The 25,550-nt window shown below is 55.8% G+C and carries 20 protein-coding genes and 1 pseudogene; 5 read left to right on the top strand and 16 right to left on the bottom strand.

The window, feature by feature from the left end; translation table 11 throughout:
• Window positions 1–97 precede the first annotated feature (97 nt).
• Together lpdA and VIN76_RS14020 are read left to right on the top strand one after the other, a co-directional pair.
• Window positions 98–1,513, top strand: a complete 1,416-nt coding sequence (gene lpdA / locus VIN76_RS14025; protein ID WP_332042489.1) for a dihydrolipoyl dehydrogenase — start codon at window positions 98–100, stop codon at window positions 1,511–1,513.
• Window positions 1,514–1,644: 131 nt separating this feature from the next.
• Window positions 1,645–1,989 carry a hypothetical protein gene (locus tag VIN76_RS14020; protein ID WP_332042488.1) on the top strand — a complete coding sequence of 115 codons (345 nt, stop codon included), beginning with the start codon at window positions 1,645–1,647 and terminating at the stop codon, window positions 1,987–1,989.
• Window positions 1,990–2,080: 91 nt separating this feature from the next.
• Here VIN76_RS14020 and VIN76_RS14015 read toward each other — a convergent pair whose 3' ends face one another.
• Window positions 2,081–2,446 carry a PRC-barrel domain-containing protein gene (locus tag VIN76_RS14015; RefSeq protein ID WP_332042487.1) on the bottom strand — a complete coding sequence of 122 codons (366 nt, stop codon included), beginning with the start codon at window positions 2,444–2,446 and terminating at the stop codon, window positions 2,081–2,083.
• A gap of 265 nt (window positions 2,447–2,711) precedes the next feature.
• Between VIN76_RS14015 and VIN76_RS14010 the strand changes: the two genes are divergently transcribed.
• The gene (locus VIN76_RS14010; RefSeq protein ID WP_332042486.1) at window positions 2,712–4,070 is read left to right on the top strand and encodes a PAS domain S-box protein; all 1,359 of its coding nucleotides are present in this window, start codon (window positions 2,712–2,714) and stop codon (window positions 4,068–4,070) included.
• A gap of 50 nt (window positions 4,071–4,120) precedes the next feature.
• Here VIN76_RS14010 and VIN76_RS14005 read toward each other — a convergent pair whose 3' ends face one another.
• From VIN76_RS14005 to VIN76_RS13955, 11 genes and pseudogenes are all read right to left on the bottom strand, one after another.
• The gene (locus VIN76_RS14005; RefSeq protein ID WP_332042485.1) at window positions 4,121–4,444 is read right to left on the bottom strand and encodes a helix-turn-helix domain-containing protein; all 324 of its coding nucleotides are present in this window, start codon (window positions 4,442–4,444) and stop codon (window positions 4,121–4,123) included.
• A gap of 68 nt (window positions 4,445–4,512) precedes the next feature.
• Window positions 4,513–5,970 (bottom strand): phospholipase D-like domain-containing protein, encoded by a 1,458-nt coding sequence (locus tag VIN76_RS14000; RefSeq protein WP_332042484.1) that lies wholly within the window; start codon window positions 5,968–5,970, stop codon window positions 4,513–4,515.
• 110 nt (window positions 5,971–6,080) lie between these two features.
• Entirely contained in the window at window positions 6,081–7,130 is a 1,050-nt protein-coding gene (locus VIN76_RS13995) for a YihY/virulence factor BrkB family protein (RefSeq protein ID WP_332042483.1), read from the bottom strand.
• Complete coding sequence (locus tag VIN76_RS13990; protein ID WP_332042482.1) at window positions 7,127–7,351, bottom strand: hypothetical protein; 225 nt, start codon at window positions 7,349–7,351, stop codon at window positions 7,127–7,129. The genes VIN76_RS13995 and VIN76_RS13990 overlap by 4 nt, the downstream gene beginning before the upstream one ends.
• Entirely contained in the window at window positions 7,351–11,577 is a 4,227-nt protein-coding gene (locus tag VIN76_RS13985; protein WP_332042481.1) for a translocation/assembly module TamB domain-containing protein, read from the bottom strand. Before VIN76_RS13985 ends, VIN76_RS13990 begins: the two co-directional genes overlap by 1 nt.
• Before the next feature lies 1 nt (window position 11,578).
• Window positions 11,579–13,843, bottom strand: coding sequence for an autotransporter assembly complex protein TamA (locus tag VIN76_RS13980; RefSeq protein ID WP_332042480.1), 2,265 nt, complete (start codon window positions 13,841–13,843; stop codon window positions 11,579–11,581).
• 574 nt (window positions 13,844–14,417) lie between these two features.
• Window positions 14,418–15,368, bottom strand: a complete 951-nt coding sequence (locus VIN76_RS13975) for a zinc-binding dehydrogenase (RefSeq protein WP_332042479.1) — start codon at window positions 15,366–15,368, stop codon at window positions 14,418–14,420.
• Window positions 15,369–15,605: 237 nt separating this feature from the next.
• Complete coding sequence (locus tag VIN76_RS13970) at window positions 15,606–17,000, bottom strand: alginate export family protein (protein ID WP_332042478.1); 1,395 nt, start codon at window positions 16,998–17,000, stop codon at window positions 15,606–15,608.
• A 3-nt stretch (window positions 17,001–17,003) separates the two neighbouring features.
• Window positions 17,004–17,132: a hypothetical protein gene (locus VIN76_RS13965; RefSeq protein ID WP_332042503.1), complete on the bottom strand. Its 129-nt coding sequence runs from the start codon at window positions 17,130–17,132 to the stop codon at window positions 17,004–17,006.
• A 66-nt stretch (window positions 17,133–17,198) separates the two neighbouring features.
• Window positions 17,199–17,507 (bottom strand): annotated as a pseudogene (locus VIN76_RS13960) (amidohydrolase family protein); the annotation flags it as partial.
• A 279-nt stretch (window positions 17,508–17,786) separates the two neighbouring features.
• Window positions 17,787–17,975, bottom strand: coding sequence for a hypothetical protein (locus VIN76_RS13955; RefSeq protein WP_332042477.1), 189 nt, complete (start codon window positions 17,973–17,975; stop codon window positions 17,787–17,789).
• Window positions 17,976–18,700: 725 nt separating this feature from the next.
• Between VIN76_RS13955 and VIN76_RS13950 the strand changes: the two genes are divergently transcribed.
• A complete protein-coding gene (locus VIN76_RS13950) occupies window positions 18,701–19,372 on the top strand; it encodes an AraC family transcriptional regulator (RefSeq protein ID WP_332042476.1) in 672 nt (223 codons plus the stop codon).
• 199 nt (window positions 19,373–19,571) lie between these two features.
• Window positions 19,572–19,703 carry a DUF4260 family protein gene (locus VIN76_RS16285; protein WP_414696372.1) on the top strand — a complete coding sequence of 44 codons (132 nt, stop codon included), beginning with the start codon at window positions 19,572–19,574 and terminating at the stop codon, window positions 19,701–19,703.
• Window positions 19,704–19,791: 88 nt separating this feature from the next.
• Here VIN76_RS16285 and VIN76_RS13945 read toward each other — a convergent pair whose 3' ends face one another.
• The 4 genes from VIN76_RS13945 to VIN76_RS13930 form a co-directional block, all read right to left on the bottom strand.
• Window positions 19,792–20,043: a hypothetical protein gene (locus VIN76_RS13945; protein WP_332042475.1), complete on the bottom strand. Its 252-nt coding sequence runs from the start codon at window positions 20,041–20,043 to the stop codon at window positions 19,792–19,794.
• 290 nt (window positions 20,044–20,333) lie between these two features.
• Complete coding sequence (gene gcvPB / locus VIN76_RS13940; RefSeq protein WP_332042474.1) at window positions 20,334–21,887, bottom strand: aminomethyl-transferring glycine dehydrogenase subunit GcvPB; 1,554 nt, start codon at window positions 21,885–21,887, stop codon at window positions 20,334–20,336.
• Between the two features lies 1 nt (window position 21,888).
• A complete protein-coding gene (gene gcvPA, locus VIN76_RS13935) occupies window positions 21,889–23,286 on the bottom strand; it encodes an aminomethyl-transferring glycine dehydrogenase subunit GcvPA (RefSeq protein ID WP_332042473.1) in 1,398 nt (465 codons plus the stop codon).
• Between the two features lie 26 nt (window positions 23,287–23,312).
• The gene (locus tag VIN76_RS13930; protein WP_332042472.1) at window positions 23,313–24,485 is read right to left on the bottom strand and encodes an ATP-NAD kinase family protein; all 1,173 of its coding nucleotides are present in this window, start codon (window positions 24,483–24,485) and stop codon (window positions 23,313–23,315) included.
• Window positions 24,486–25,550: the final 1,065 nt, after the last annotated feature.

Raw genomic sequence — 25,550 nt, 5'->3', positions numbered from 1 at the left:
GAAATTGCCGACATGCCTCGTTGCACTGTTACTGATGCACCGGTGGCTTGGCACAGCAACCTATTCGTGCGGATAAATTAAATCTTGGAAGACAAATATGACTGATAAATCTTACGACCTCATCGTTCTCGGTTCCGGCCCCGGCGGCTATGTCGCCGCGATCCGTGCATCGCAACTCGGCCTTAAAACCGCGATTGTGGAGCGGGAAAATCTGGGCGGTATCTGCCTCAACTGGGGCTGTATTCCGACCAAGGCTTTGCTGCGCTCGGCGGAAGTGTACCACAATATGAAACGGGCGGCGGATTATGGTCTGGCGGCGGAGAATATCAGCGCGGATATTGACGCGGTGGTCAAACGCTCCCGCGGCGTGGCGAAACAGCTTAACCAGGGCGTCACGCACCTGATGAAGAAGAACAAGATCGATGTCATCATGGGCGATGGCAAGATCAGCGAAAAAGGCAAGGTCACAGTCAAGACCGACAAGGGTGAGGAAGAGCTTGCCGCAAAGAATATCATTATCGCCACCGGCGCACGGGCACGGGATCTGCCCTTTGCCAAAGCTGACGGAAAGCGCATCTGGACCTATCGTCACGCCATGACGCCACCGGAAATGCCAAAGAAGCTGCTGGTTATCGGTTCCGGCGCGATCGGCATCGAGTTTGCGAGCTTTTATAATGACATGGGCGCAGATGTGACCGTGGTCGAAATGATGGACCGCATCGTTCCGGTTGAAGATGAAGAAATCTCAAAGTTCCTTGAGAAGTCTTTGAAAAAGCAGGGAATGACAATCATGACCGGCGCCGGTGTCAAAAGCATCGAAACGTCGGACAAAGGCGTCAAGGCAGAGATTGCGGATAGCAAGGGTGAAGCGAAATCCTATGATTTCAGCCATGTCATTGTCGCCGTGGGTATCCAGCCCAATGTCGAGACTGTGGGGCTGGACGAGCTTGGTATCGAACCGGACGAGCGTTTCCATATCAAAACCGACGGGATGTGCCGGACCAATGTTGAAGGTATTTATGCCATTGGCGATGTTACCGGCGGACCGTGGCTGGCGCATAAGGCCAGTCATGAAGGCGTCATTGCAGCAGAAGCGATCGCCGCAGACATGGGTAAAGGTGGCCATCCCCATCCGATGGACCCCAACAATATTCCCGGCTGCACCTATTGCCACCCGCAAATCGCCAGTGTTGGCCTGACCGAGGCAAAGGCAAAGGCAGCGGGCCATGACGTCAAGGTGGGTAATTTCCCGTTTATCGGCAATGGCAAGGCGATTGCGCTGGGCGAAACCGAAGGTTTTGTCAAAACCGTGTTTGATGCCAAAACCGGCGAACTGCTGGGCGCGCATATGATCGGTTCGGAAGTGACCGAGCTAATTCAGGGTTATACCATCGGAAAAACGCTGGAAACCACCGAAACAGAATTGATGCACACTGTCTTCCCGCACCCGACGCTGAGCGAGATGATGCATGAAAGTGTCCTCGACGCTTATGAACGTGTTCTACATATGTAAGGATTATTTGGTAAAAAATAGGCAATTTCCGGGCCTTATATCGCTCTATTGCCTTCTTATGCGACTATGTTTTTCATAGCACAAAACTGTCAAACCATGATATAATGCTTCATCATATCCAGGAGGATTTTATGTCTATATTATATGGCCTCGCCCTCTTAACTGCTGCAAGCACAGCCATGGTTGATGCGGAAGTAAGCAGGGTTAATTATTCCAATTGCCTTACCGACTTTACAGTTACCCATCTTGACCAGAAAACAGCACGAGCGGCGTTCAGAAAAGCTGCCGAAACAGCTTGTGCTGAAGAGCGTAATGCAATGATTGCGGCGATCAAGAAGGACGAACTGGAATTTGGCAGTAGCGAGGCAGAAGCCACATCCTATGCCAATGAAGAAGCAGCCAGCGTTTTATCCTCTTTCACAGAAGGTTATGCGAGCTATCTAAGCTCCAATACCAGACCTGTGAAGCAGCAATAGGCTTCGCCTTTAAGCCAGTTCATAGGTTTCAGGCACAAAAAAGGTCCGGGGAATGCATCTCCCGGACCTTTTTTTATATCATAGATTGATATTACCAGTGAGGGGTGGCTGTCCAATAGTCGTAGACGCGCGTCTGATACTCACGATCATAAACGCGGTCAGTATCCTCTGCATCAAAACGGGGGGCATTCTTGATCTGCTCCTCGTCTACGTCGAGTTTATAACCGCCAAGCTCAGTGTCATAGTGTAGCTTTGACCATGGAATGCTGTGTTTCTCGTCGCCTATTCCAAGAAAACCGCCGATTGAGAGTACCGCGTCGGTCACTTGACCATTGCGCTTTCCAATCAACAGTTTGTCAACAGTTCCCATTTTATTATTATCGGCGCCGTAAACGGCAGTTCCTTCTACACGATCACTGGCAATAACTTCACTAGCTCGTTCTGTGTCATTCTGCATGGTTTCAGGGTCCTTTCTCTATCGGGAAAGTTGTGACGGTGGCTCAGTCCATCGGGAGGGGGGAGGGCGATGAACCACCGTCACACTCTATCAACACCATTGGCCAAAATTCGTTCCGCAATATTTGTAAATTTTTCACCGAGGGAATCTTTTTCTGACCATGCGTCATATCGAGGCACAAACAGACCTAAAATACCCCTCTGTGTAGCGCAGGACTTGATCTTATTTTGTTTGCCAAGTCCCTGATTCGTGGATAGTTTACCTCATGCCATTAAGCGAACATAACATCGCCGCATCATTGAGGGCGATATGCAATAATGCCAATGCGGCACTGTTCGTATTGGATTCCAATCAGCATTGTATTTATATCAATCCGGCCGGGGAAGAAATGACCGGCTATGGCCTGCAAGAGCTTACCGGGAAGCCATTGCATGACGTGATTCATCGTATCATGCCAGGTGGCAATCCCTGCCTTCTGGAGGATTGCCACGTCCACAGCGCTTTCCCCGCAAAACAACGGGAGCAGGGGGAGGATATTTTCGTCCATAGCGACGGAACATTTTACCCTGTCGCCTATACCGCGAGCCCGATCACCGAAAGCGGACAGGTTATTGGAACAGTTATTGAGGCCCGCAGCCTGGTTGAAGAAAGAAGGAACCAGAGCAGGCTGGCCAGAGAAAGGGCGTTGCTGGCCAGCACGTTCGAAAATGCAGCAATGGGAATGTTGCATGTCGGACTGGACGGCAGTTTCATCCGCGTAAACCAGAAACTCTGCACCATCACGGGATATGACCGCGAAGAGCTGTTAAACATGACGTTCCGGGACATCACGCATCCGGAAGATCAAGATATTGATGCCGATCAATTTCACCAGCTCAATAACGGAGACCGGGACGGTTATAGTGTAGAGAAACGCTATTATTGTAAAAATGGCGAGACTATCTGGGTTAACCTGACCATATCCGCGCTCAAGGATGAAACCGGAAAAATATTATTCTACATCACGGTTGTGGAAGACATAACCGAGATCAAGGAATATCAGCATGATCTTGAGATCATGACTGGGGAGTTAAACCACCGGATCAAGAATACGCTGGCCATTGTGCAGTCCATTGCAAGCATGTCTTTACCGAAAGATACACAGGGCAAAGATGCATTTATGGAGCGCCTGCATACGCTTAGCCGCTCGCATGACCTGTTGGTTTCGGATCATTGGGCAGGATCCAATATAAAGGCCGTTGTCAAACAGGCTGTCCACCCGTTTGGCGGAATAGAAAGTTCGCGGATCACTGCGACCGGCCCGGAACATATATTGCCCCCGCGTCCTGCACTGGCACTATCGCTGGCGATCAATGAGCTGGGTACAAATGCCGTGAAATATGGCGCACTCTCGAATGAAAAGGGCTGTATCTCGATAAGCTGGGAATTTACATCTTATGGGGATTCGCGTGCATTGCAATTCACATGGGCCGAGAGTGGAGGCCCGGAAGTTTCGACGCCGCAATCACGTGGATTTGGAACGAATTTGATTGAACGTGCGTTGGCTTCAACCATGAAGGACAGGCCGAAAATTGAATTTGATTCGGTCGGTGTCAGGTTCCGCTGTTACTTCAACGCCGATTGAAAGACCGTATCCGGTATGATGGAAAGTGCTTATCCCGGATAACCGTGACTTCAAGGCGCGTCGTCAGATCCGATCATCCCGCCTTCACCTTCCAGGCGAGAGATTTGCCTTACGTCCGCGCGCGTGAATTTCAGCCTGACGCCCGCGCCCATATCGTGCGATTCTTCCAGAACAACCACTCCAAAATGGTCCAGCCCCCGTTTGACGGCCTCGACATCATTTTCGGATTTGATCCAGGAACTACCACCAAGCTCAAGCTGGTTCAGGGTTTCAGCAGAAAGGCCGCTTGCTTCAGCGAAATCCGCCTGGCTAACACCAGCCAAAGCCCGTGCTGCGGCGACCAAGCGCCCGCTTATACGAATCGTTTCACTCATGCAGGGAACCTTATCTCAGTAATCCGGCTGTGGCCATGGGGGCGGCTGATCATGGAGGGCAGGGCTATCTAGCGGCGCTTCCAGAACCTATTTAGCCATTTCCGCTTTCCTTGTAATCCTGCGAAATTCTCATCAGCACTGTTAGGATCGAGCAAGCTATGATCAGCGACCCATTCACGAAGGTCGTCAAGCTCTGGTAATCGGTAATCACGCAAAGTGGTTCCGTTTGAACGGCATTGCTCGATTGTTTTGATCAACGACCCTGTTCGGGCGAGCGTTTCCTCGATTTCCTCGATACCGGTTCCCAGATGCTCCGCTAACAAGTCATTGCGTATGCTTGCTATTCGCTCGCGATCTTTTTTATTTCCACTGCTTCCCGCATCAATCGCCAGATCACATTCCGTGTCGAAACCCAACGAGCGGTTGTTGATATTGGATGACCCCACCCTGATGATCCGGTCATCGACAATCACGAGTTTCGCATGGATATAGATTGGGCTACCTGCTTCGTTGAGCGCATGGAATACCCGGAAGCGATTTTCATGATCGACATCCATAAGCGCACTGATGAACTGCGCGCGCTTTGTGTCCATAACCTCTGGCTCCAGCCATCCTTCGGAACCCACAGGATTTACGACAACAATTTCCGGGCCGTCTTTCTCCCGCAGGCGCGCTGCAATGGCTGCGGCAATCTTGCCCGAAGCAAAATACTGGCTCTCCGCGTAAACAAATTTTTCCGCACTGGCGATCATGTCGATATAAAGCTGTTCAATCTCGGATATGGCTTCCTGATCGTCAGTTTCGGGCTGGGTGCGGGCTATGGCAACATTGACATTCCGGAAATCAGGTTCCAGTTCGCCCGGCCAGCAATCTGCGGTCGTTGTTTCTATCATTTTTGTTCCGCCAGCGACTTTCCATCGTTTAACCGCAAATTCGGCAAGCTTTTTCGCCACTGGTCCCTGAACAGCCATAGCGGCATCATGCCATGGGCCGGCATCATCATTATTGGGCTGTATCCGTTGCGGCTGAACTTCGCGATGTGACCGCGTGTCCCAGCGATTGTCCGTAATATCTATCCCGCCGCAAAAGGCCGTATCCTCGTCTACAACCACCAGCTTTTGATGCTGTGCAGCACCAATCGGGTGCTTGCCATCCAATTTCAAATGGATGCGCGGATTAAAGCGCCAGCGGGTCAGGGTGATTATTGTCTTGCCGCGAAATATGGATTTGATTGCACCAGTATCCCACCGCAAAATATATATCTGAAGCTGCGGGTTCCGCTTGATAAGCCAGTCCACATAATGGCCAATTTCCAATGGCCCCTCTGGCTCCTGCTCTGTGTCATGCATCTCGACCCGCGCATCAAAATCCCAACCGACCAGAATAATCCTGCGCTGCGCTTTTTTCATCGCCTGACGCAGATGACGGAAATATTCCTCCGCATCAATGATGACAGAAGCCTTGTCCGCTTTTTCAACGGCCCAGCAATTACGCGGATTATCAAATATGCAGGCCGTGTCTGTCATTGCCATTCCTTTCCGGCAATCAATAAGAAGTGCTAATATCGCAGAGATTTACTGGCTGCACCATAGGGTTATGCATATTCATGCAGCTTTGTCTTTTATCCCGACGACTTTTATCCCGACGCCTTGCGGGCAGCCCGGTTTGCCCGTCGTCGCTGCTGCTTTTCCAGGATTTTCCTGCTTGCTTCATTAAGGACGACATTATCAGCCATAACCGCTCCGCGCTGTCCCAACGGGCGATCCCTGCCAACGGTTGAATCCTGAAATGTCTGCCGTTCGGCTTCGGCATTTATCTCCGCACCAATCAGAACCGAATAAGCAGATAAAAACAGCCACATCAGGAAAATCACCACCGCGGCCAGAGATCCATAGGTGGCGTTATAATCGCTCACATTCGATACATAGAATCCGAACCCGAGAGTGACAGCGACCCATAATAATGTGGACACGACAGAACCCATGGACAGCCACCGCCATTTGGCAGCACGCCGGTCAGGAGCGAAACGGAAAAATATCGCGAAGGAGAAACTGACAAGTGCACCAGCCACAACCCAGGTTAATATCTGGATCAGTGTCAAAGTCGATCCGCCCAGATAGCCGGACAGGAAATTGCGTATATAGCTGAAAACCGAAATGGCGCTTATGCCGACCAGCGCCACCCCGACCATGCCAAGGGTTATCGCGGCCGCCACTCCGGTCGTTACCAGGATGTTGCGCGTTTCATGCTCTTCATAGATAATATTCAACGCTTTCATAATCGCGCTTGCCGCCCGCATTGCACCATAAGTGGAAAGCAGTAACGCGAGCGCAAGACCAATACCCTGAGCGGCTTTGCTGGTGGTCACGATCTGTAACAATTGTTCGCGTAATATGCTCAGCACCTCCGGCGGGACGAATCCGGAGATCAGGTTGAGGCTGGCCCCAACAGCTTTCGGATCACCGATCAGCCCATATAAAAGAACGATAACAGCGATGAGCGGAACAAAGGCAAGAAACGCATAAAATGCTACCCCGGCGGCGAGCAAAGGCAGATTATGGAAATCGTTCATCACATAGACGCGCTTGATAATCGTCCACCATCCTTTCAGCGGTATATGCAAGGGAGTGCGGGCGGATGATCCGGGAACATCGTCGGGCAGTTTGTCGGCGCTTTCGTCGCTCATTGATCCTGAATGCTCCTTGACGGTTCAATATTTTCGTCCTGACCCAAAGCAGTTGCCGCTTCTTCTGCGGCTTTCAAGCGATGCTCCACGGATTTCTCGATCAACCGGCCCTGTTCTTCCAAGATTTCGCTTTGCTCCTTATAACGCTCTTCAAAGTCCGGCTCCTGCTGGCAGGCGGATAGCAGCGTAAAAACGGCAAGCAAGACAAAGCCGAAACGCATCAATAATCCTTGCGATAGCGCAGGTTGGCTGTGGAGCCGCCAAAGCTGCCGACCTGACTGAGCACCGAAAGCGCCTTGGTCAGGCTGATTTCAATCTGGGTTGCCGTATGACCGCGTGCATCGGTTATAATTTCTACATAGACATCATTGGAAATATACTGGCCGGCGGCAAGCGATGTGCCGCGTCCTGTTTCTTCATCGGAATCCAATATGCGCAGCCGGTCGATACCCGACGATTGTTGTAGCACGCCAAGCGGATTAAGACCGCCGCTACCGCCGCTTAAACTGTTCAGCGAAGCCGCCAGTTGAACAGCCTGAATTGTGGACAGCTCACCTATGGAATTGCCGAACAGGATACGCGACATAATCTCGTCCTGCGGCAGGTTAGGGGTAGAGGAAAACGCGATATCCGGATTCTCTCCGGTGCCGCTGACATTCACATTGACGGTCACATCATCGGCCTCACCCGATGCGACAAGAGCGATAGTCGGATTGCTAAGAGCACCGCCGTCAAAACGCAGGCGTCCTTCTTGCAATTCAAATGAGCGGCCTGCAAAATCAAGGTCGCCGCGCACCAGATTGATGGCTCCCTCAATCCGCGGATTACCGGTTGTGCCGCCAATATGTATGTCCGCAGACCATTCGGAATTGAGGCCCATGCCGCTAACAAAGATTTTGTTGTCGGCGACAAGATCAATATCCAGAAGCCAATCCTGCGGAACACCGGATATAGGTTCAGCGTCGCCGGTTATCCGCTTGCGGCCCGTTGGAGGTTTGCGCCGCACTCCGGTCAGTTTCGCGACTTTTGCAGAGCCTTCATAAACGATTTTATAGCGGGTTTCAGGCAGGCTTAACCTGCCAGAGATGGTGGCAGGTTCGCTCAAACTGTTAATCACCCGCAACTGCCCGGTCGCAGCAGTGGCGAGGTCTGAACCGGTGGCAAGCTGTGCATTGTCAAGGTCGAGGGCGAGTTGCACGGGAAAGCCCTCAGCGGAGCTCAGCGAAACAAAACCGCTTCCGCTAACCGTCCCGTCGCCCGCATTTGCGGTAAGCGTTTCAACCTCTAGCCGGTCATTGGTAAACCGCCCGCTGACTTTCATATTCGTCAGCCGCGTACCGTATTGCTCGTTCTGGTAAACCAGATTGTTGGCGCGCACGACACCGGTTAGTTGGGGCCGCTGGACCCTTCCGGAGAAATCGGCTGCAACACCAATAGCGCCTTTCAGGCTTTGGTCCGGCAGAGCGGCCAGCGAGAATAATGTATCCGCAGGCCCATTATAGCGCAATCCGCCACTCAGCGGAGCGGCAAGCAACCGGGTTGTCCATGGCCCCGCTTCGGGGGAAAGCGGTCTCAGGTTAACGTGCATCCGCCCAATCGCCGCGCCCCGGCGGCGGATTATTACCCGAGCATTGCCGCCATCGGCAAGAAGCCGTCCGACCAGATGAATATCCACCGGTTGGGATCGCGCAGCAAGGCTGGTCCTCGTGAAATTATTGATCTTCAACCGGGCATCGGCACGCGGAAAAACGCTGGGCGAACTTTGCGCGAAATCGAGGCTCCCGGTTGCCTGACCGCCAAGGCCAAGTCCTGGCATGATGGGGTTGATAAGCGCAAGATCGACATTTTCCAAACGGCTCTGGATATTCATACCCTCGCCATATTCTCCGGCAAGCTGGATGCTGCCTTTCGACAGATCAATGGTTGCGGGCTTTAATGTATAACCACCATTTTCGGGGATTATCTGCGCCGGATTACGGGTTTTGAAGTCAATTCCATTGGCTCGCCCATCAAGCGCGACACGCCAAAGGTCGGGTTGCAAAACCGAATTGGCCGCTATGCGGAACGGAAAGCCGTTGCGCCCCTCTGCCATGAGTTTTGCTGAACCCTGACCATCGCGATAGTCTATCTTCGTCCGCGCCGAAGCGATTTCAAGCTGGTTCATGCGCATATTGGCAAGCTGCACATCGGCAATCACGTGAGGGCTGTCATAAAGAATGATATCGGCATCAATAATCGCACGCCCGATCATCAAATTGGCAGGGCCGGGCAGGGTGGCATCCTGCGCGGTGGCATCAATAAGGGCACGTTGTTTGCCGCTTGATGACGACAGCATAACATTGCCATTAATGCCGGAACCCTTGGCCGCCAGTTGCCCTGCGAACGGGCCTGCTGACGTCTGCCTGATCTGACCCGTCAGGCCCACACCTGCAAAGCTGGTCCCTTCATTCAGGGCTATGGTGAGCGGGCCGCTCCCGGCGAGAATATCAACATTGGCATCAAGCGCACCGTAATCGCTCTCGCCGTCCGCTATCACCGCATATCCCTTGTCGCTACCGCGCACGGTGGCCACAACATTTTGCAGTCCAACTCCAAGCCCCGGCCGGGCGGCGGCAATACGTGCCACGGGGCGGGTAACGCTGCCCGATACATCCACGCCCAGCGGACCATATTGGTCCGAGACTCCGCGCGCTGTAAAATTAATGCCGCCATCCGCCGTATAGCTTCCACTGCCACTGGTCAGCCGGAACGCAGGCGCGGCTACATTCAGACTATCTACACGGGCGACTCCATCGCTTCCATAACTCACATCGGCAACGATCAACGAATTACCGCCAAGGAAATCGCGAACGCCGTCATTAAATATCCGGCTCGACCGCGCCCGCACCCGCCCCGCAAGACGGAAGCCACCATCACGCGCACTTTCCAGATCAACATCCGTTTGAAGGTTGAACACACCAACACTGTCTATCCGGTAATCATTGACCCGGCCTTTCAGAGCCCCGGTATAGATGCCCTCATTCATGTCAGCGAGCACAATGGCCGTCGCATCAATCCGGTCAGAACGGATTTTGATATTGTCCGATAATATCCGTCCATTGGCATAAGCCAGATCGCCATTCAGCCGGACATTGGTCAGCAACTGGCCCGCCGCCGCATTAAGTCCGCCAATCTGCCTTGCACGTGCTTCCAGAGGAATGAGCCAGCCTTCCTCATCCATTTTCGCACTACCACTGGCCCGCAGCCCGATAATCGTGGTTTCATCAAATCCTATGCGCGCGGCGTTGACAATATAGGCCAGTTCCGGTGAGGTAAAGTCGCCGTTGAGAGTTGCCTGCGCGACAATTCCCGCACCATTGAGATTTTTCGCAATTGTGCCGGGTTTCAGCAACCGGAACTCAACCGCCAGATCGCGCATCCGGTTAGTGCCGAGATCGACAAGCCCGTCTGCTTCCAGCACGAAATTATCGCTGGCGATTGATCCGTCCAACTGGAACCGGCGTTCTTCCGCAATCGTTTTGAAATCAATAGTCGTGACGGGCTCGAACAGATTTTGTGCAGACCCTGCCAGCAATAATCCGGGTCGCATCTCGCCGGTGGCTGTAAATGCACCATGACGGGCAGTAAGATCGACATCAGAGAGCATTGCACCACCACTAGTGCCGCTCAATTTACCGTCCCATTTCTCCCAGTCGCCTTTGCCATTGATCGCCAATTGCATCGGCTTCGCTATCCCGCTGAGCGCCGCGATCAATCCATTTTCCGGCGCATTGAGGTTCAGCGCAACATCCAACCGGTTTTGTTCGGGCGTTGCGTCCAGTTTGAGCGTGAATTTATCCCCGCCAGCGACATTAATGCCGGCAAGCGCACTTCCATTTGCATCTACCACCGCCCGGCGGTCTGCAATATGGACATTTCCGGTTAGGGAAACGACATGCCTTTGTCCCGTTACCGGCGGGTCAATATTCAGGCGACCCAGTTCGAATGTGCCAATATCAATGTCGAGATCAGGAAGCAGAGGATCGTTCGTCGGCGGCGTTTCTTTAAATGCGGGAAGCCGGTACAGGCGGGCAGTCGGAATTTTCAGCGACCGGACATCGACATGGCTCCATATAAAAGCCAGCGGGCGCCAATCAACGGCAACCTCGGCCGCAGACAAAAACACGCCTTGCGGATCACGAATGGCAAGATTGCGTAATTTCATCTGATCATGGATTGAGCCTTCAATGGCACCGACTTCAAACGTCATGCCATTTTCAAATTCCAATGCTTCGATCTGGTTGATAACAAAACGCTTGCCGCTATCGGTATCCGCCCAGAAATATGCACCGGCAAGCACAACCAGCAGAAGCGCTAATAGCGCGCCCGCAACCACACCTATCCGCTTGGGCCAGCTCCATTGAGTCCGTTCGTTATATTCACCTTCAACTGTTTGTTCATCAGCCATGTTAAAATGCCTGTCCGATGGAAACATAGATGGATATGCGCGATTCCCCGGGCTGCCGGTTTATCGGTGTCGCAACATCCAGCCTTAATGGGCCGAAATTGGTATAAAACCGGCCACCAACGCCGACACCAAAGCGCAGATCGTCAAATCCGGGTGTCGAACTGGTGTAAACCTGTCCCGCATCCACAAAGCCCACTATACCATAATTGCCAAATCTATAACGAACCTCTGCGGCACCCTCGACCAGACTGCGACCACCTATCGGCCGGTCGTCCGGGTCCTTGGGGCCAAGCTCCTGATAACCGAAACCACGAACCGATCCGCCGCCACCGGCATAAAAGCGCCGTGACGGTGCGATGAGTTCGCGATCCGCTCCCATGATGGAACCAATTCTCGCTCTGCCAGCCAGTACCAGATTATCTCCTGCCGGATAATAGCCCGTCGCCTCCAGTAGCCCGCGGCCATAAAGTTGCGTCCCGCTGCCGAGTGATGCCTCCGGAGACAGCTTGGCAGTGATACGAAAACCTTCGGTCGGATTGAGCAAGTCGTTGGATTTGTCAAAAGTCACTTGGCTGGGCAGGGCGGCGACATAATAGGTTCTGCTCTCCCTTGACCCAGCATCAAAATTATAATCTTTTTCATTGGTAGCGAGTATTTCAAAGCCAAGACTATAGGTGAGTTTCTTTTGCCAGATCGGTGTGCTCTGATAAGAAATACGCCCGCTCAGGCCGCCGGTGAATGCCTCGAATGCCTCGTAATCGCTGTGCAAGGCGACAAGGGCTAAGTCGACCGTACGATCACGGCGGCCAGCGTTGGACCGGCGGAAGGTGAGGGACGCACCCTGTTCCGCCGTCCCTGCTATTCCGCTTGCAATAAGCGCGCCTTCGGGAGGAAAAAGGTTGCGGTGGGTCCATTTCCCTTCAACCCTTAATCCCTGACCCGTACCATATCCGGCTTCACCCGAAATCGTGCGCGGCGGCCCGGCTTCCTGATCGACCATGAGCGTAGTATATTCAGTGGAGTCCGGCGCGGCTTCACCCGTCTGCTGCGGCTTCACGGAAACCAGAGAAAACAGTCCGGTTGCCACCAGCGCCTGTCTAAGATCATCAACTTTTCGGCTATCGTATAAATCGCCCTTTTCAAAGCGCGCCAGAACATCAATATGGTCTGCATCAAACGCGGTTGTGCCTGATGTAACAATATCCCCGAAACTGCTGCGTGGACCGGGCGTTACGGGCAATGTGTAGTCACCGGTTATCAATTCCGGATCAAGCAATATGTCACGCTGCCCTATTTCGGCAAATGGGTAGCCCTGCTGCGGAAGTTGCACCGCGATATTCGCCTCGGCGGCAAGCACGCGCTCGGCTACAATCGGTTCACCAATTTTTGGAACGAAGCTTTTTTCGATCAGGTCGGCTGGAATGACTGGCGGGGCGTCGAACTTGATCGAACCGAAATTATAGCGCGGTCCGGGACTGACGGTCAAAATAACCGCGACGCGTGCGCCTTCTTCCTCTGGCAGTTCGACAGAGCCATTGACTGTCGCATCATAATATCCCTGCCCCTGAAGAATGTCGATCAGGAGTTGCTGGTCCTCTTCCAGACGCGCGGAGATCATTGCGCCGTTCGTAGCCTTGCCATCGCCATCCTCAAGGACCGATAATTCCTTAAAGCGTGAGCGTATGTCATCTTTGTCAGCCGGATATATATTGCTGTCGTCCGCCAGAGTATCCAAACCCTCAATCCGGTAATCATATCGCAAAGCGGTGGAATCGATGGACTCCGCTTCTTCGGTATATCGACTTTCGTCAAATGGCTCGACGTCGAAACTTTCAAGGGGGGTTAGCGGGTCATCTATTTCCGGGTCATTGACAGGCGGGTCGGCAAGTAATTCGGAAGGATTGCGGTCCTGTAGAGCGGGAAGTCCGGATACTCCATCCTCGACGTCTTCCTGCCGGGCTTTTTCCTCAAGACGCTGCTGTTCCGCCTCCCAATCCTCGACGCTGCCCATAGGCTCACCGCTATCAATGGCGGGATCGATCGACGGTATGGTTCTGTCAAACTCCTCATCATCAATAATGGGAGCAGCTTCCGCCTGGTCAGGCTGGATTTCAGGTTGCGCCTCCTGAGCATAGGCGCTCGCCGTACCATTAGCAGCGAGAGCGATGGCGAGCGCGCTCAATCCCAAATGTTTGTGCAGCAGGAGCGGGAAGGCTTTGCGCACTGAAAAGCCGGCAGGTTTTGTTTCGGGCAGAAAATTTAACAAGCTGTCACCCACCTGTCCTGTATTGGCAACAAACGCCCTCGACTTTTGAACCGCGATATTTTGTCATATATCATACGCTGACAAAGCTGCCCTCCTCAATACCCGGAAAAATAATGCACGAACCTGAGAAAGGTTCCCTACATTTGAGGCAAGTCATGGATTTTGCAGGATGAATAAGCTGGCGGACCCGCCTGCTAATCGGCTCCGGTAAGTTTGCTCTTTTAATGGGTGCCGCGACCTAGGCGGCATCAACGGGATCTCCAGATTCAAGCGAGTGATGACGGGCCGGGGGCAATGGGTGAGGGAAGGGCGGCCCGTCACCGATGATCTGGAAAGCGAGCGGCAAGATCAAGCCGCGCTGGAAGGCTAGGATTATCCGTAATTTACGCTTTACTTAGCGTGCGTCTTCATTGGTCATTGGATCATCTCCTTCCTGTTACGGATCAACCGGCAACCCGGCTGTTGCCATCACGTGCGAGCAAGGGCATCGACGCAGCCCAAGGCTCTACTCGAAGCGGGCAGAAACTTCGGGCTCAGACCATTTTATCTCAAATATTTCTCAGCCCAAAGCGGGTCACTCAGTAGTCAGAACGATCTTGCCCGATCTTTGGCCACGTTCGATTGCTCGGTGCGCTTCCACTACTTCATCGAGCGTATACTCCCTTTCGATCACCGGTTTTAATAGGCCAGAATCCACAAAGTCGCGTAGTCGTTCAAGTCTCGCGGCGCTTTGGGTCGTAAACACGAAATGGACACTCCCGTTGACGGCCCATCCAGAAATAAGATTTTGCGGTGTCGATTGATCGACAATCGACACGACTTTGCCAAAGGGCTTGAGCAAAGTCAGGCTGTTTTCTATCGTATTACCACCGACCGTATCTAGGATAACATCGAACTTCTCCCTTGGGTCGCTTGCGAGACCAGTGTATAAATCCGGTTCGCGATAATCGAAACAGGCATGTGCGCCCAGGTTTCTGACCATATCGAAGTTTTCACTCCGGCACGTCGTGGCAACGAAAGCGCCAGCTCCGGAAGCGATTTGCAAGGCATAGACTCCTACGCCGCCCGAGCCTCCATGAACCAGGACGCGCTGCCCGGCTTGCAACTGAGCGCGTTCAATAAGGCATTCCCAGGCCGTGCCTGCTGCCAGAGGAAGTGCAGCAGCTTGGGCGAAGGTGAGCGAGTAAGGTTTCTTGGCGACGATAGCTTCTTGTTCGACGTGGAAGTCAGCATAGCTGCCCTCGTTCTCTAACAACCTCGGGACATAGAATACTTCATCACCCACTGCGAACCGCGAAACTCCTGGCCCGACTTTGGCAATGACCCCTGCCACATCGACGCCGATCCTGGCGGGTAAATTCACCCCGTCAGAATAATCCCCACGTCTCAGTTGAATATCAACTGGGTTCACCGACGTAGCCCGTACCCTAACTAGTACCTCACCGGGGCCTGGCTCAGGATCTGGGGCCGTTATGATATTGAGAACCTCGGGTCCTCCGAAATCAGAAATTTGAACTATTCGCATTGGTATCTCCTTTGAGTCTGAACAGCTTTAATTATATAAGATCATTCCCGTTAACCCGCTTCCGACAGAATATTACTCCTGCCGCGTTTGATCACAAATTCCGGATAGTTTGGAGAAAATCCCGGATGTAATTAGCGATCTCCTGATGATGCGTTTCGAGCGCAAAATGAGGGCATGGCGATTTGTAGGGAATAGTTCTTTGCGTTTTGTCATGGTAAGTGCTTGCTCCTTTCGCGGTCAGAACTTGAACTGAAATGTCAGCTCAAAAAAATCGATGTCTTCCGACGGGGCGGTCGCGCGGATGAAGTCACCCGCGAAAAAATGCGAATAGATCGCAGTGAGGATCAGATTCTCGGCAAGGGCGTATTCCGAGGTGAGCGAGACAGCTGAGCCGACGAAACGCTTGTTCCTGCCGGACGGCTGACGGATCAGTTGGCCCGCGGGCGCGTAGACACCGTCATTTTTGTTCAGTCGCCAGTAGAGATTCATGTCGGCGGTTAGTGACCAAGTGTCCGCGGGCCGTACGGTCACGAATGGATGAAAGTTGAAGAAGTTGCGCGGGCCGAGCACTGCAGCTTGAGAGAAGTAGTTGCCGCGCGGGAACAGCGGGTTGAAGGTACCGAGCTCGGCGTCGGCCGGATCGTCGTCGCCGCTCGCGATATTGGCGCTGAGCCCGATCCGCGGCCGCCATGGCCTGTCCTCGAACGCAAAGCCGGTCTCGCTGGCGATCGACCAGGCCGAGATGGTACCGTCGCCGAAGCTGCCGAACTGGTAGATTGCCTCCCAGTTCCAGTCCCATCCACCCTTGCCGCCATGGAAACGCGCGCCGATCGAGTGACGGCGTTCACGTGCCGTCCCTTGCGCGAACGCGCCGGCATCGTTCTGGTAAACGAGGTAGTAGAGATCGATCGCGCCGAAGGGCAGCCAGTCTTCACCGACGGCATAGACGCCCCATAGCGCCTGCTCTTCGTTTGACTCGTCATCGAATATCCCAGGACGAGGGCGGCGCGGCTGAGCCGCGAGCACATCGATTCGCCAGCCAGGAAATTCGACAGTTGCACGCGCCGCATCGAAGGTGCGGCGCACGTTCGGGCCCTCGCGTACGTCCACCAGCCGGCCTGAGCCGAACATCAGCTCCTGTCGTCCGCTGCGCAGGGTCAGGGCCGTGTCAGTCCCAAGCGGGAGGCTGAGGTCGACGAAAGCGTTTTGCAGTGTGAGCTCATTCTCTTCAACCGGATTCGGCCCACCCGCGCGGCCGGTCTCGAGCGCGCTCGACAGTTGCCCGAATACGCGGACGTGCGGCCCAAGATTGAGGTCGCCATGAAACGTATAGCGCTGAAGCCAGACGCCGGACTCGTCCTGGAGATCTGCGCCAAAAAGAGGTTCGCGGGTGTATTCGTAACGCTGGCGCACCTCTCCACCGAGACTGAGGAAAGCCTGCCCATTCTGGTCGATCGGAATGAACTTGAAGGCTGCGGGCAAACCTTTCCGGTTCTCGGACTGACGGAAGCACTCATAGTTATCGTCGAAGCGCAGCTTAGCAGGTTCAAGGCGGCACACCTCCTCAGCCTTCGCAGAGGGCGCGGCAGCAACAAGCAAGGCGAGGCAGCCGATGTATCGAAGCGCGCGCATCGGCTATGTGAGCTCCAAGAGCAGGATCTCGGCCCGGTGATCGGTGTCGAACTCGATCACCCGCTCGCACTCGATCTTGGCACTGTCACCCTCGCTCAACTCGTCGCCGTTGAGACGCAGGCGACCTTCCATCCTCTCACGCGGAAAGTGCTTGTGCTCGTATCCCGGAGCGATGTCTTGTGCTTCGGGGATGATCCAGATCTCCTCCAGTGTCGGCATGCGCCGTTCGGTGAACTGGAACTCAGACCAGCCGCCGACAACCCGCACCCATTGCGGTGCCGGTGTGCGTGCAGCCTGCTCTTTCAGCATGCGGAGCGCGTCGGCAACCGAGGGCACGCCCTCCCACCGCAGCTCCATATTGTAGTTGAGACCGCCGCGAATGTGATGGGTATGGCTGTCGTTCAGACCCGGCATCACGCGCCGTCCCCCGGCGTCGATCACGTGGGTCTTGGGCTCGGCGAGGTCAAGCGTCGTTACCCGCGCATTGGTGATGATCGTGTCGGTCATGCTGTTCTCCTCGTCAAATTGCACGCGCAACCAGCCAGGCGCAGAAAGGGCGAGCACGCCGAGCGCGGTGCCAGATTTCGTGACCTGCCGGCGGGTGACGCTCGCAGCGCCTGCCAAGCTGTTCCATCGGGTCTCGCGCATCTCTCGCGTCCTTGCTGCGATCATCTCCCCGGCTTCAGGAAAGGGGCGGGCCTGCCGCGTGGAGCAGGCCCGCCAGATGCGCCGGGTGGGGCTAGACGGCTTGGGGGCAAGGGCCGTCGAGACCGGCACATCGTATGATTACTCAGCGGCGGCGGCCACCGATCCGACCGCTACGGGAGCAAGCCGGACGCCATGCTTCACGCGCTCCTCCGCTTTGTGAAACACGGTATAGGCGTAATCGACGCCCATGCCGTAGGCTCCGGAATGCTCATTGACCGCACTCCGAACGCCATCTGCCGCTGGTGGTCGATAAAGATGATCTGGCAATTCTGTGGGGTCGGAACTTCAAGTTTGCCGGACACTTTTGCTCTCCTCCTGATCTGGGACAGAACGATACGATTTTTCTAGCCGCATCAGAATTATTCGCGCATTGGTTCCCACGGGGGATCCGAAGCACTATTCGCGCAGGACCGACTGCTCATTGTGTGCCGGGCCTTTCACTGTGACTAAGCTTTAGCGAGCGTTCTTGGGCCCTGCGGCGCTAAATCTGTCGCATTGGTGCCGATCTTGCGGTGAAAGCGCAGGAGCGACTTTCAGGAGCGCTGACCATTTGCTATGTAATTGTCGAACACACGGAGCGAAGACCAGAGCTTGGCCCGATAGGTCGCGAAAACGCGCACCCGCGTGCTTGTCCTGCAGGTATTGTGGAGGCTGCCACGGGGCTAGATTAGCGGACGCGCTGGGGTGGCGGCCCAGTTGGGGACGTGCGCGCAGATCGCGGAGACGATAATTCAATAGGAGACACAGCAATGACCGTGCCTGCCTGTTCATCCGTTGCCCAATGGCACACTGCCGGTGACCGCGCCCACAATATTCGCACGATTAAATCCGCGGGTAGGATTCTCGATTTGCTCGATTCAGTCCGACCCGCTGGAGTTATGTCCCGTCCAGGACTTCCAGATCTAGTCCTGAGCGAGGATATGGTCGGCGGGCGCCGACTTGTCGGCAATCTCGGAGCTGGATGTTTCGATGTGAGAAGTGAAAGGGGCGACTTGTATTTCGCACCGCCGAATTTCGCCAATACCGTCGGAGTTGATATCAGCTTTCGGCTTCGCAGCTTGGCCTTTCCGATGGCCGAGTGGAAAGAGGTGCTCGATGATGCCAACGACGGCTCGTTCACCGTGGAAGGCCTGCTACGTGCTAAAGGGTCGTTTAGGGCGCCCGCCATCCAATCAGCACTCCGAAAACTGTGGCTGTTGAGTGGTGAGGAAGGGGGTTTGCCGTCCCGGCTGCTGTCCCAGGCGGCGGGTTGCGAGATCCTAGCCGAGATTTGCCGTTTGGGCGGAGCACCGTTCACTCCGGCGAGAGGCGGTCTTGCCCCGTGGGCGGAGCGGCGCTGTCTGGAACTGATGCATGAGCGGCTGTCGGAAGACATAAGCCTCAACGATCTGGCGGCCGAGGCACGGCTCTCGCCGTTCCATTTTGCCCGCATGTTCAAGCAAAGCGTCGGCGTGCCGCCGCGTGTCTACCTGACGCGGTTGAGGGTGGAGAAAGCCTGCGAACTCCTCGAACAGACGGACCTTCCGGTCACGCAGATCGCACTGGAGGTTGGGTACTCGTCGAACCAGGTCCTGGCCCGGGTATTTCTCAAGCACATGCGCTTGAGTCCGACCGACTATCGTCGGGCCGTTCGCGATCCCGTCCGGTCTATCGCACTGCAGTAACGATCCCCCGCGTTCGATTTTTCAACCGCTTCGGCAGCCTGCCGGATCACATCGGCCACTTCGTCGGGTTTTGTCATTGACAGCATGTAACCGTTCTCGACATCCTCGAACGTCGAACCTCGAACCTGCGCGATGCGACATCTGCACGTCCGTGACGTGGTTGTCTTCTGCGGTCAGGCGGTCATAGACCTCGCGCCAAGTGCTGCCATCGACGGGCGCCCTATGGCTGGCACATTCGGATTTTGACCGCCTTCTCGGCAATGACCTCAAGGCAAGTAGTGGCTTCAGGTTCACTCATCTTGAGATGATCGAGCCAGCACCTGGGCAGTGATCTCGCTCTTCCGTCGGAAGGTCGCGGGACAGGATGATGAGCCGGGTCATTGCGGCCGTTAGCGCTCGAGGGGCGGTGTGTCGCTTGGCTATCGGGTCCCAAGCTCCTGATCATGGGCATGCGCGATGGCATCCAAGACCTTTCGCGGTAGGCAGCCCGGCTGCAGCACGACCTTGCCCTCACTGGCCCAGGCAACATCCGTCTTGTCGAGAATAACCTCGCCATAATTCTCAATGTAGGCAAGCAATCGGTTGGACTGGACGAATCGTACAGTACCAATACTCACCTCACCATCTTGAGCAAAAACGGCCCAATCTTCCATAATAGCCCTAAAACTCATGATATTCCTTTCTATATCCCACCGGATAGTAAATTGGTTCAAAGAATATATACACGCGAGCACTCCGGCCGGCGCCTCTCTGCACGCGGTGGACTCCGCAATTCTGATGGCATCCGGCGTGTCCCCACCGCCCGGCAGAACGTCTCACCGTGAACCGCCCTCGACATCGCCTTTCAGTTGGAACCCCGGAAATGCCTCGCGAGTCCGTACTTCTCGGTGGGTTCGCTGCGGCCCTCGATCGTGGAAGGCGGCGGTGGATGCAGTGTCGCATCACACCGCCGCCATCTGCTCTAAGCCGCTTGCGCTCGCTTCTTCTGGAATGCACGCCAGGTCATCGCCCGCTTGGAAGGATCGTCGGTCTCGCCTGGTTTCAGCCGATGTGTGGCCTGGTTATGGGGCGAGGTCTTGACAATCTCCGGGGTCGAATAGGCTTCGTCGGAGATGCGTGCGAGCACCGCGATCCAGCGGTCCAGCGCTTCCTTGCCGTACATCTCGCCGGCCTCCGGGGTAAAGGGTTCGGGCACCAGCCACGGTTCGTGACTGCTCCAGATCGGATCGATGCCGAAGTCGGACATCCGGTTCTGAACGTCATGGACGTCCACCCCGGTTTCCTCCTTCATCGTCTCGAGTGAGTAGCGCGTCATCTCGAGACGGGGCAGCTTTGCATCGGGCTGCGAGCGGGTGACGCCGCGGATCGCGAGGAGCCCCTTTTCCATATAGTTATTGCCTAGCACCGAGATGTCGGATGCCTGTGCGATGCCTTCGGCTCCCATCGCACGTGCCCAAGCATATGCCTTCAGGACCACTTGGGTATTACCCCAGAACTCACGGATCTTGCCGACGCTCTGCGGCCGGTCGTAATCGAGCCGGTAGCGATCACCCTCGCGCTTTACCAGCGGCGCGGGAAGGAAGGGTGCCAGTTCCGCCGAGCAGCCATAGGCTCCGGTCGCCGGACCACCGACGCCGCTCTTGGGTGCGCCGAACGTCTTGTGCAGCATGAACATACAAGCATCGAAGCCGATCTCGCGCGCCCGGATCTTGGACATGGTGCCGTTGAGGTTAGCGGAGTCGTAGAAGGCGAGGCCGCCCGCCTCGTGAACGATGCGGATCCACTCCTTAATTTCGGGATTATAGACTCCCATGTCGTCGGGATTGTTGACCATGATCGCAGCGGTGCGATTGGACACCGCGTCCTTCAGGGCATCGAGTGACGGATAACCATCTTCGTCGAGCATCAGGGTGATCACCTTGAACCCGGCAGCAGCGGCGGTTGCCGGATTGCACGGATGGGTCGCGATCGTGGTGATGATCTCGTCGCGCTGTTCCAGCTCGCCTCGCGAGGCATGGTAGGCGCGGATGACCGCACAACTGGTAAAGGCCGCTTCGGCCCCGCCACCCGCCTGGAACACGAACTGGTCCATGCCGGACACCTCGCGCAGGATAAGGTCCATATTGTGCACGATTTCCAGCGCGCCTTGCATGGTGTCCTCATGCTGGAGCGGGTGGAGTTCAGTGAGTTCCGGACGCCATGCCAGTGCCTCGTTGATCTGCGGGTTATATTTCATCGTGCAGGTACCGAACAGGCTGATCCCCATCATGCCCAGTGTCTGCTGCGACAGCCGCAGATAATGGTAGAGGACTTCGGGCTCCGACATTTCGGGCAGCGCGGGCTTGTCCTCCCGGCGCAGCGCCGGCGGAACCAGCTCGATAGCATCGTCGATACCGTCGGGCATCGCAGCTTCGGCCTGCGGAAACAGCACGCCGCGGCGGCCGGGATGGCCCATTTCCATGATGACCGGCTCATTCCAGACCGGTGCCTGATATTTCTTGAGTTCGATGCTCATTTTACAATACCTCCTTGAGGGCGCCGGCGAGGCGCTCGATGTCGGACAGGGTATGGATCTCGGTTACGCAATAGAGTGCGCTCTGGCCGAGTTCGGGGAAATCGCCGGACAAATCCCGACCGCCGAAGATGCCCTTGGCACGCAGCGCATCATTGATATCGGCGACGCTCTTGCCGGTGTCGTCGAAATTGACGACGAACTCTTTGAAGAAGCCGGACGGAAATGTGACGCGCACGCCCTTGATACCGGACAGGAGCTGCGCGGCATGATGGGCGCGCTGGAGGATCAGCTTGCCGACATCAGCAAAGCCTTGCGGCCCCATCATTGCCATATAGGCGGTGGCGGCGATCGCCCACATGTAGACGGAGTGACCGGTCCAGTCGTTGCCCTTGTCCCGCAGGCCATAGGAAGTCTGGTGGAACAGCCCGAGGCCAAAGCCATGTTCGCCGGGCTTGAGCGTTTCTGCGATGCTGATGAACAGCGTCGGATACTCTTGGGCATAACGCGGTTCGTCGCGTGAGGCGATAAATCCGCCTACGCCGCCACCGGCATGCATATGGACGCCTAGTGTCTGGATCGTGCCGACCACCAGATCCGCGCCATAGTCGGCCGGGGCAGCAAGCACGCCGAGCGAGATCGGATCTACGCCGACAATCGTCTCGGCACCTGCCGCGCGGGCAATGGTGGCAATCTCGGCAGCCTGATCCTCGATCACTCCGAGATAGGACGGCACCTCGAAATAGACGGCGGCGGTGCGATCGGTGACGGCTTGGCGAAGATCGTCCATGTCGATCAGACCGGTTGCGGGATCGTAGGCGACCAGCCGGATCGCGATGTGATGCTCCATCTCTGGCGGCTCGCAATAATTGCGGATTACAGACAAGCGCTCTGGATCGATGGCCCGCACGACCGCCACCTCGTTGCGTCCGGTAAGCCGCGAGGCCATGCGCATGGCGTGGCCAGCAGCGGAGCCCCAACTGCGCACCGGCAAACCAACAAAATCGAAGTTGAGCAACTCTCCAAGCTGGCTGCAAAATTCGAACCACGCCTGGTTGCGTCCGTGATCGGAACTGGGCTCGCCGAAAATCGAAGTAAGCCACTCGTTGCGGCGCACGATCTCGTCGACGGCGGCGGGCACATGGTGCTGCCACATACCCGCGCCGATGAAATTTAGATTAACCTCTGTGCTGCTGTTTTTGGCGAGAATCCCCTCTATATGGCGGCGCAATTCGCGCTCGCTCAGAGCCGGGGGGAGATCCAGCGGACGCGTAAGGCGATGATCCTGGGGGATCTGTACGAACAGTTCCTCAACCGTGGCGACACCGATCGAATCCAACATCTTCTGCTGAATTTCCGGCACCGAATTGGCCATATAGGGATGGGCTGACACTTCTCTCATACAGATTACTCCTTGGTTAGCGGTTTTCAGATCCGAACCTTGACCAACATGGTGCGGTTAGGGCCGGTGATGACGGGGATATGTCCCGTCAGCATGGTGTCGATTTCGGGGTCTCCGGTGTCGACCTGTAGCGCCCCTGAGGGCAAACTGATCAGCTTCTCAGCAGTCGAAATAACCTTGATCCTGTCGCGTCCCACCCTGCGGATCACTTCAGCGCTGATCTGCTGGTTGCCGCGCCCAAACAGGCTGCCCTGCCCGCCGAGCACGCTGACGAGGATCTCGGCCTGCCGCCCGCCGATAATACGCAAAAGTGCCTGCTCATTGAGATCGAGACCAATGACCTTGCGGTCCAGGACTGCATCGACACCCAGCAGCGTGGACGGGATACCAAGAGCGTCTGCCACGCGGCGTGTGGTCGTTCCTGGCCCAAGTATGTAGATCGTGCCGTCCCGCATGCCCTCGGCTACTTGCCGCGCCACCGCGTTAAGTGCCTCGTTTTCTCCCGGGACAGAGCCGGCTTTTGCATTCTGTACGAGGCGACGCTCGAATGGGCTTCGCACATAGCCATAAAGCTGCGCCGAAACCGTGCCGGCACGGATCGCATCCTCATCCAAGTCCATCACTTCGGCGTCGCGCAAGAGCGCGCGCGGGCTGCCAGCCAGGAACAGGGCAGCGAGCTGACCCGCGTTGGCAGGCGTAGTGCCAAAGACGGCGGAATGCATTTTCACGCCCGCCGGCACACCCAACATCGGCACCTGATTGCGGCTCGCGCTAAGTATATCGCGTGCGGTGCCATCGCCGCCTGCAAAGAGGATCAGGTCGACGCCCAATTCTGCCATGGATTGGGCGGCCTTGCGCGTATCGGAGCTGGTGGACGAGCCTACGTGGGAAAGGTTCAACACGCTGGGTTCAATCCCCGCCTCGCGCGCTACCTGCTCACCCATTGGACCGGCGACGGTCAAGACATTCACCTGCGGCAAAGAGGCGGTTAACCGGGTGATCGCTTTAGCTGCTCTTTGCCCTGCCAGCGGGGAGGCCCCGCGACGAATAGCCTCGCGGACGATCGCCTCTCCATCCGTGCCTTTCAAGCCGACACTCCCGCCCATCCCCGCAACCGGGTTGACAATGAACCCCAACGATGGGGCCGCCCTGCCGTGAGCACTTACGTGATCGGAGAATATCATTGCACACCTCTCCACTAATATTATCTCTGCATCGGTAGATGCTTATGAATAGAAGAACCTACTTAGATATTGCGCAAGAAGGACATCTTTCCATCTTATACCTAATATCGATCACAACTATCTCCTTCGTCTCGGTAATCTTCGGAGGCCGACGATAGAGGCTTACCTTAGGGTGAAGTTTTTCGAGGTGCGGCGCAGATATTGCCGTGGATGCGCGACTCTTGCGGTCAATGCCAGTTTTGACGTCGCTACATGCCTGACCGTGGTGGAAGTCCTTACCCGCCGGCTCCCACGTCATTGACGTCAGCCAAGGAGCCGAGTGGGTAACTGGGCAAGATTATCGAGCGGGTCACGGCTACTCGCCCGGAGTCCGGCGCAAGTGACGTGTCCCCCTGGTTTCCACCGGCCGGATTAGAGCCAAGCAGTTTGTGCACTGCTACCCAACCTTGGACCGCTCGGGTCTGGAGTTTTCCGCCTTGCTCTGGTCCGGTGGGCTAGTGTTACCGGCAGCAAGATCGGAGGGATGCAGGGCGACACCATGTCCGGAAGTGATCGCCTCCATCTCCACCCCGTTCCAGAACCGCTCCGGTAGCTATGGTATCACCAAGCACAGCACGAAGACCGCGTTCATAAATATGGGCTTTTCGTCCGCGCTTCATAAGGCGAGCCGCCTACGTATCTCCTAATCCATCGAGGAAGAATGCAATGTCCCATATTCTCCTCACCGGCACCTCTTCGGGCTTCGGCAGGGCTATCGCCGCGCATGTCCTCGACCGGGGTTGGGAGGTCATCGCCACATTCTGCCGGTGTCGGATAGTTGTTACTGCAGTATTGCCTCCGTTGCCATTGTCGCCTGGAGGTGGAGTGTAGCGGAACAGGAAGGCGGCAATCGCGGCGAAGCTGTTTCCGCGGTCGGCGGTCGGTAGCCAAAGCTGCTGTGGGGGCGGACCATCCAATTGTCATATCAATGGGCCGCTGACGGCGCAGGCTTGCTTGGCAGAATGGTCAATAGCCCGCCTCATCCGGCGCGTCGCATCGATCGCACCGGCGACGAGTGCTACGCCGGCGAGCAGGAGGAGA

The sequence above is a fragment of the Parasphingorhabdus sp. genome (assembly GCF_036568145.1).
Taxonomy (GTDB): Bacteria; Pseudomonadota; Alphaproteobacteria; order Sphingomonadales; family Sphingomonadaceae; genus Parasphingorhabdus.
Note: the sequence above shows the minus strand (reverse complement) of the source record. Positions and strands in the feature narration are given on the sequence as shown.

What these genes read in the sequence shown, in the direction of transcription:
- lpdA (WP_332042489.1), top strand. Translation starts at nt 98, where the DNA reads ATGACTGATAAATCTTACGACCTCATCGTTCTCGGTTCCGGCCCCGGC.
- VIN76_RS14020 (WP_332042488.1), top strand. Translation starts at nt 1,645, where the DNA reads ATGTCTATATTATATGGCCTCGCCCTCTTAACTGCTGCAAGCACAGCC.
- VIN76_RS14015 (WP_332042487.1), bottom strand. Translation starts at nt 2,446, where the DNA reads ATGCAGAATGACACAGAACGAGCTAGTGAAGTTATTGCCAGTGATCGT.
- VIN76_RS14010 (WP_332042486.1), top strand. Translation starts at nt 2,712, where the DNA reads ATGCCATTAAGCGAACATAACATCGCCGCATCATTGAGGGCGATATGC.
- VIN76_RS14005 (WP_332042485.1), bottom strand. Translation starts at nt 4,444, where the DNA reads ATGAGTGAAACGATTCGTATAAGCGGGCGCTTGGTCGCCGCAGCACGG.
- VIN76_RS14000 (WP_332042484.1), bottom strand. Translation starts at nt 5,970, where the DNA reads ATGACAGACACGGCCTGCATATTTGATAATCCGCGTAATTGCTGGGCC.
- VIN76_RS13995 (WP_332042483.1), bottom strand. Translation starts at nt 7,130, where the DNA reads ATGAGCGACGAAAGCGCCGACAAACTGCCCGACGATGTTCCCGGATCA.
- VIN76_RS13990 (WP_332042482.1), bottom strand. Translation starts at nt 7,351, where the DNA reads ATGCGTTTCGGCTTTGTCTTGCTTGCCGTTTTTACGCTGCTATCCGCC.
- VIN76_RS13985 (WP_332042481.1), bottom strand. Translation starts at nt 11,577, where the DNA reads ATGGCTGATGAACAAACAGTTGAAGGTGAATATAACGAACGGACTCAA.
- VIN76_RS13975 (WP_332042479.1), bottom strand. Translation starts at nt 15,368, where the DNA reads ATGCGAATAGTTCAAATTTCTGATTTCGGAGGACCCGAGGTTCTCAAT.
- VIN76_RS13970 (WP_332042478.1), bottom strand. Translation starts at nt 17,000, where the DNA reads ATGCGCGCGCTTCGATACATCGGCTGCCTCGCCTTGCTTGTTGCTGCC.
- VIN76_RS13965 (WP_332042503.1), bottom strand. Translation starts at nt 17,132, where the DNA reads ATGGAAGGTCGCCTGCGTCTCAACGGCGACGAGTTGAGCGAGGGTGAC.
- VIN76_RS13945 (WP_332042475.1), bottom strand. Translation starts at nt 20,043, where the DNA reads ATGAGTTTTAGGGCTATTATGGAAGATTGGGCCGTTTTTGCTCAAGAT.
- gcvPB (WP_332042474.1), bottom strand. Translation starts at nt 21,887, where the DNA reads ATGAGCATCGAACTCAAGAAATATCAGGCACCGGTCTGGAATGAGCCG.
- gcvPA (WP_332042473.1), bottom strand. Translation starts at nt 23,286, where the DNA reads ATGAGAGAAGTGTCAGCCCATCCCTATATGGCCAATTCGGTGCCGGAA.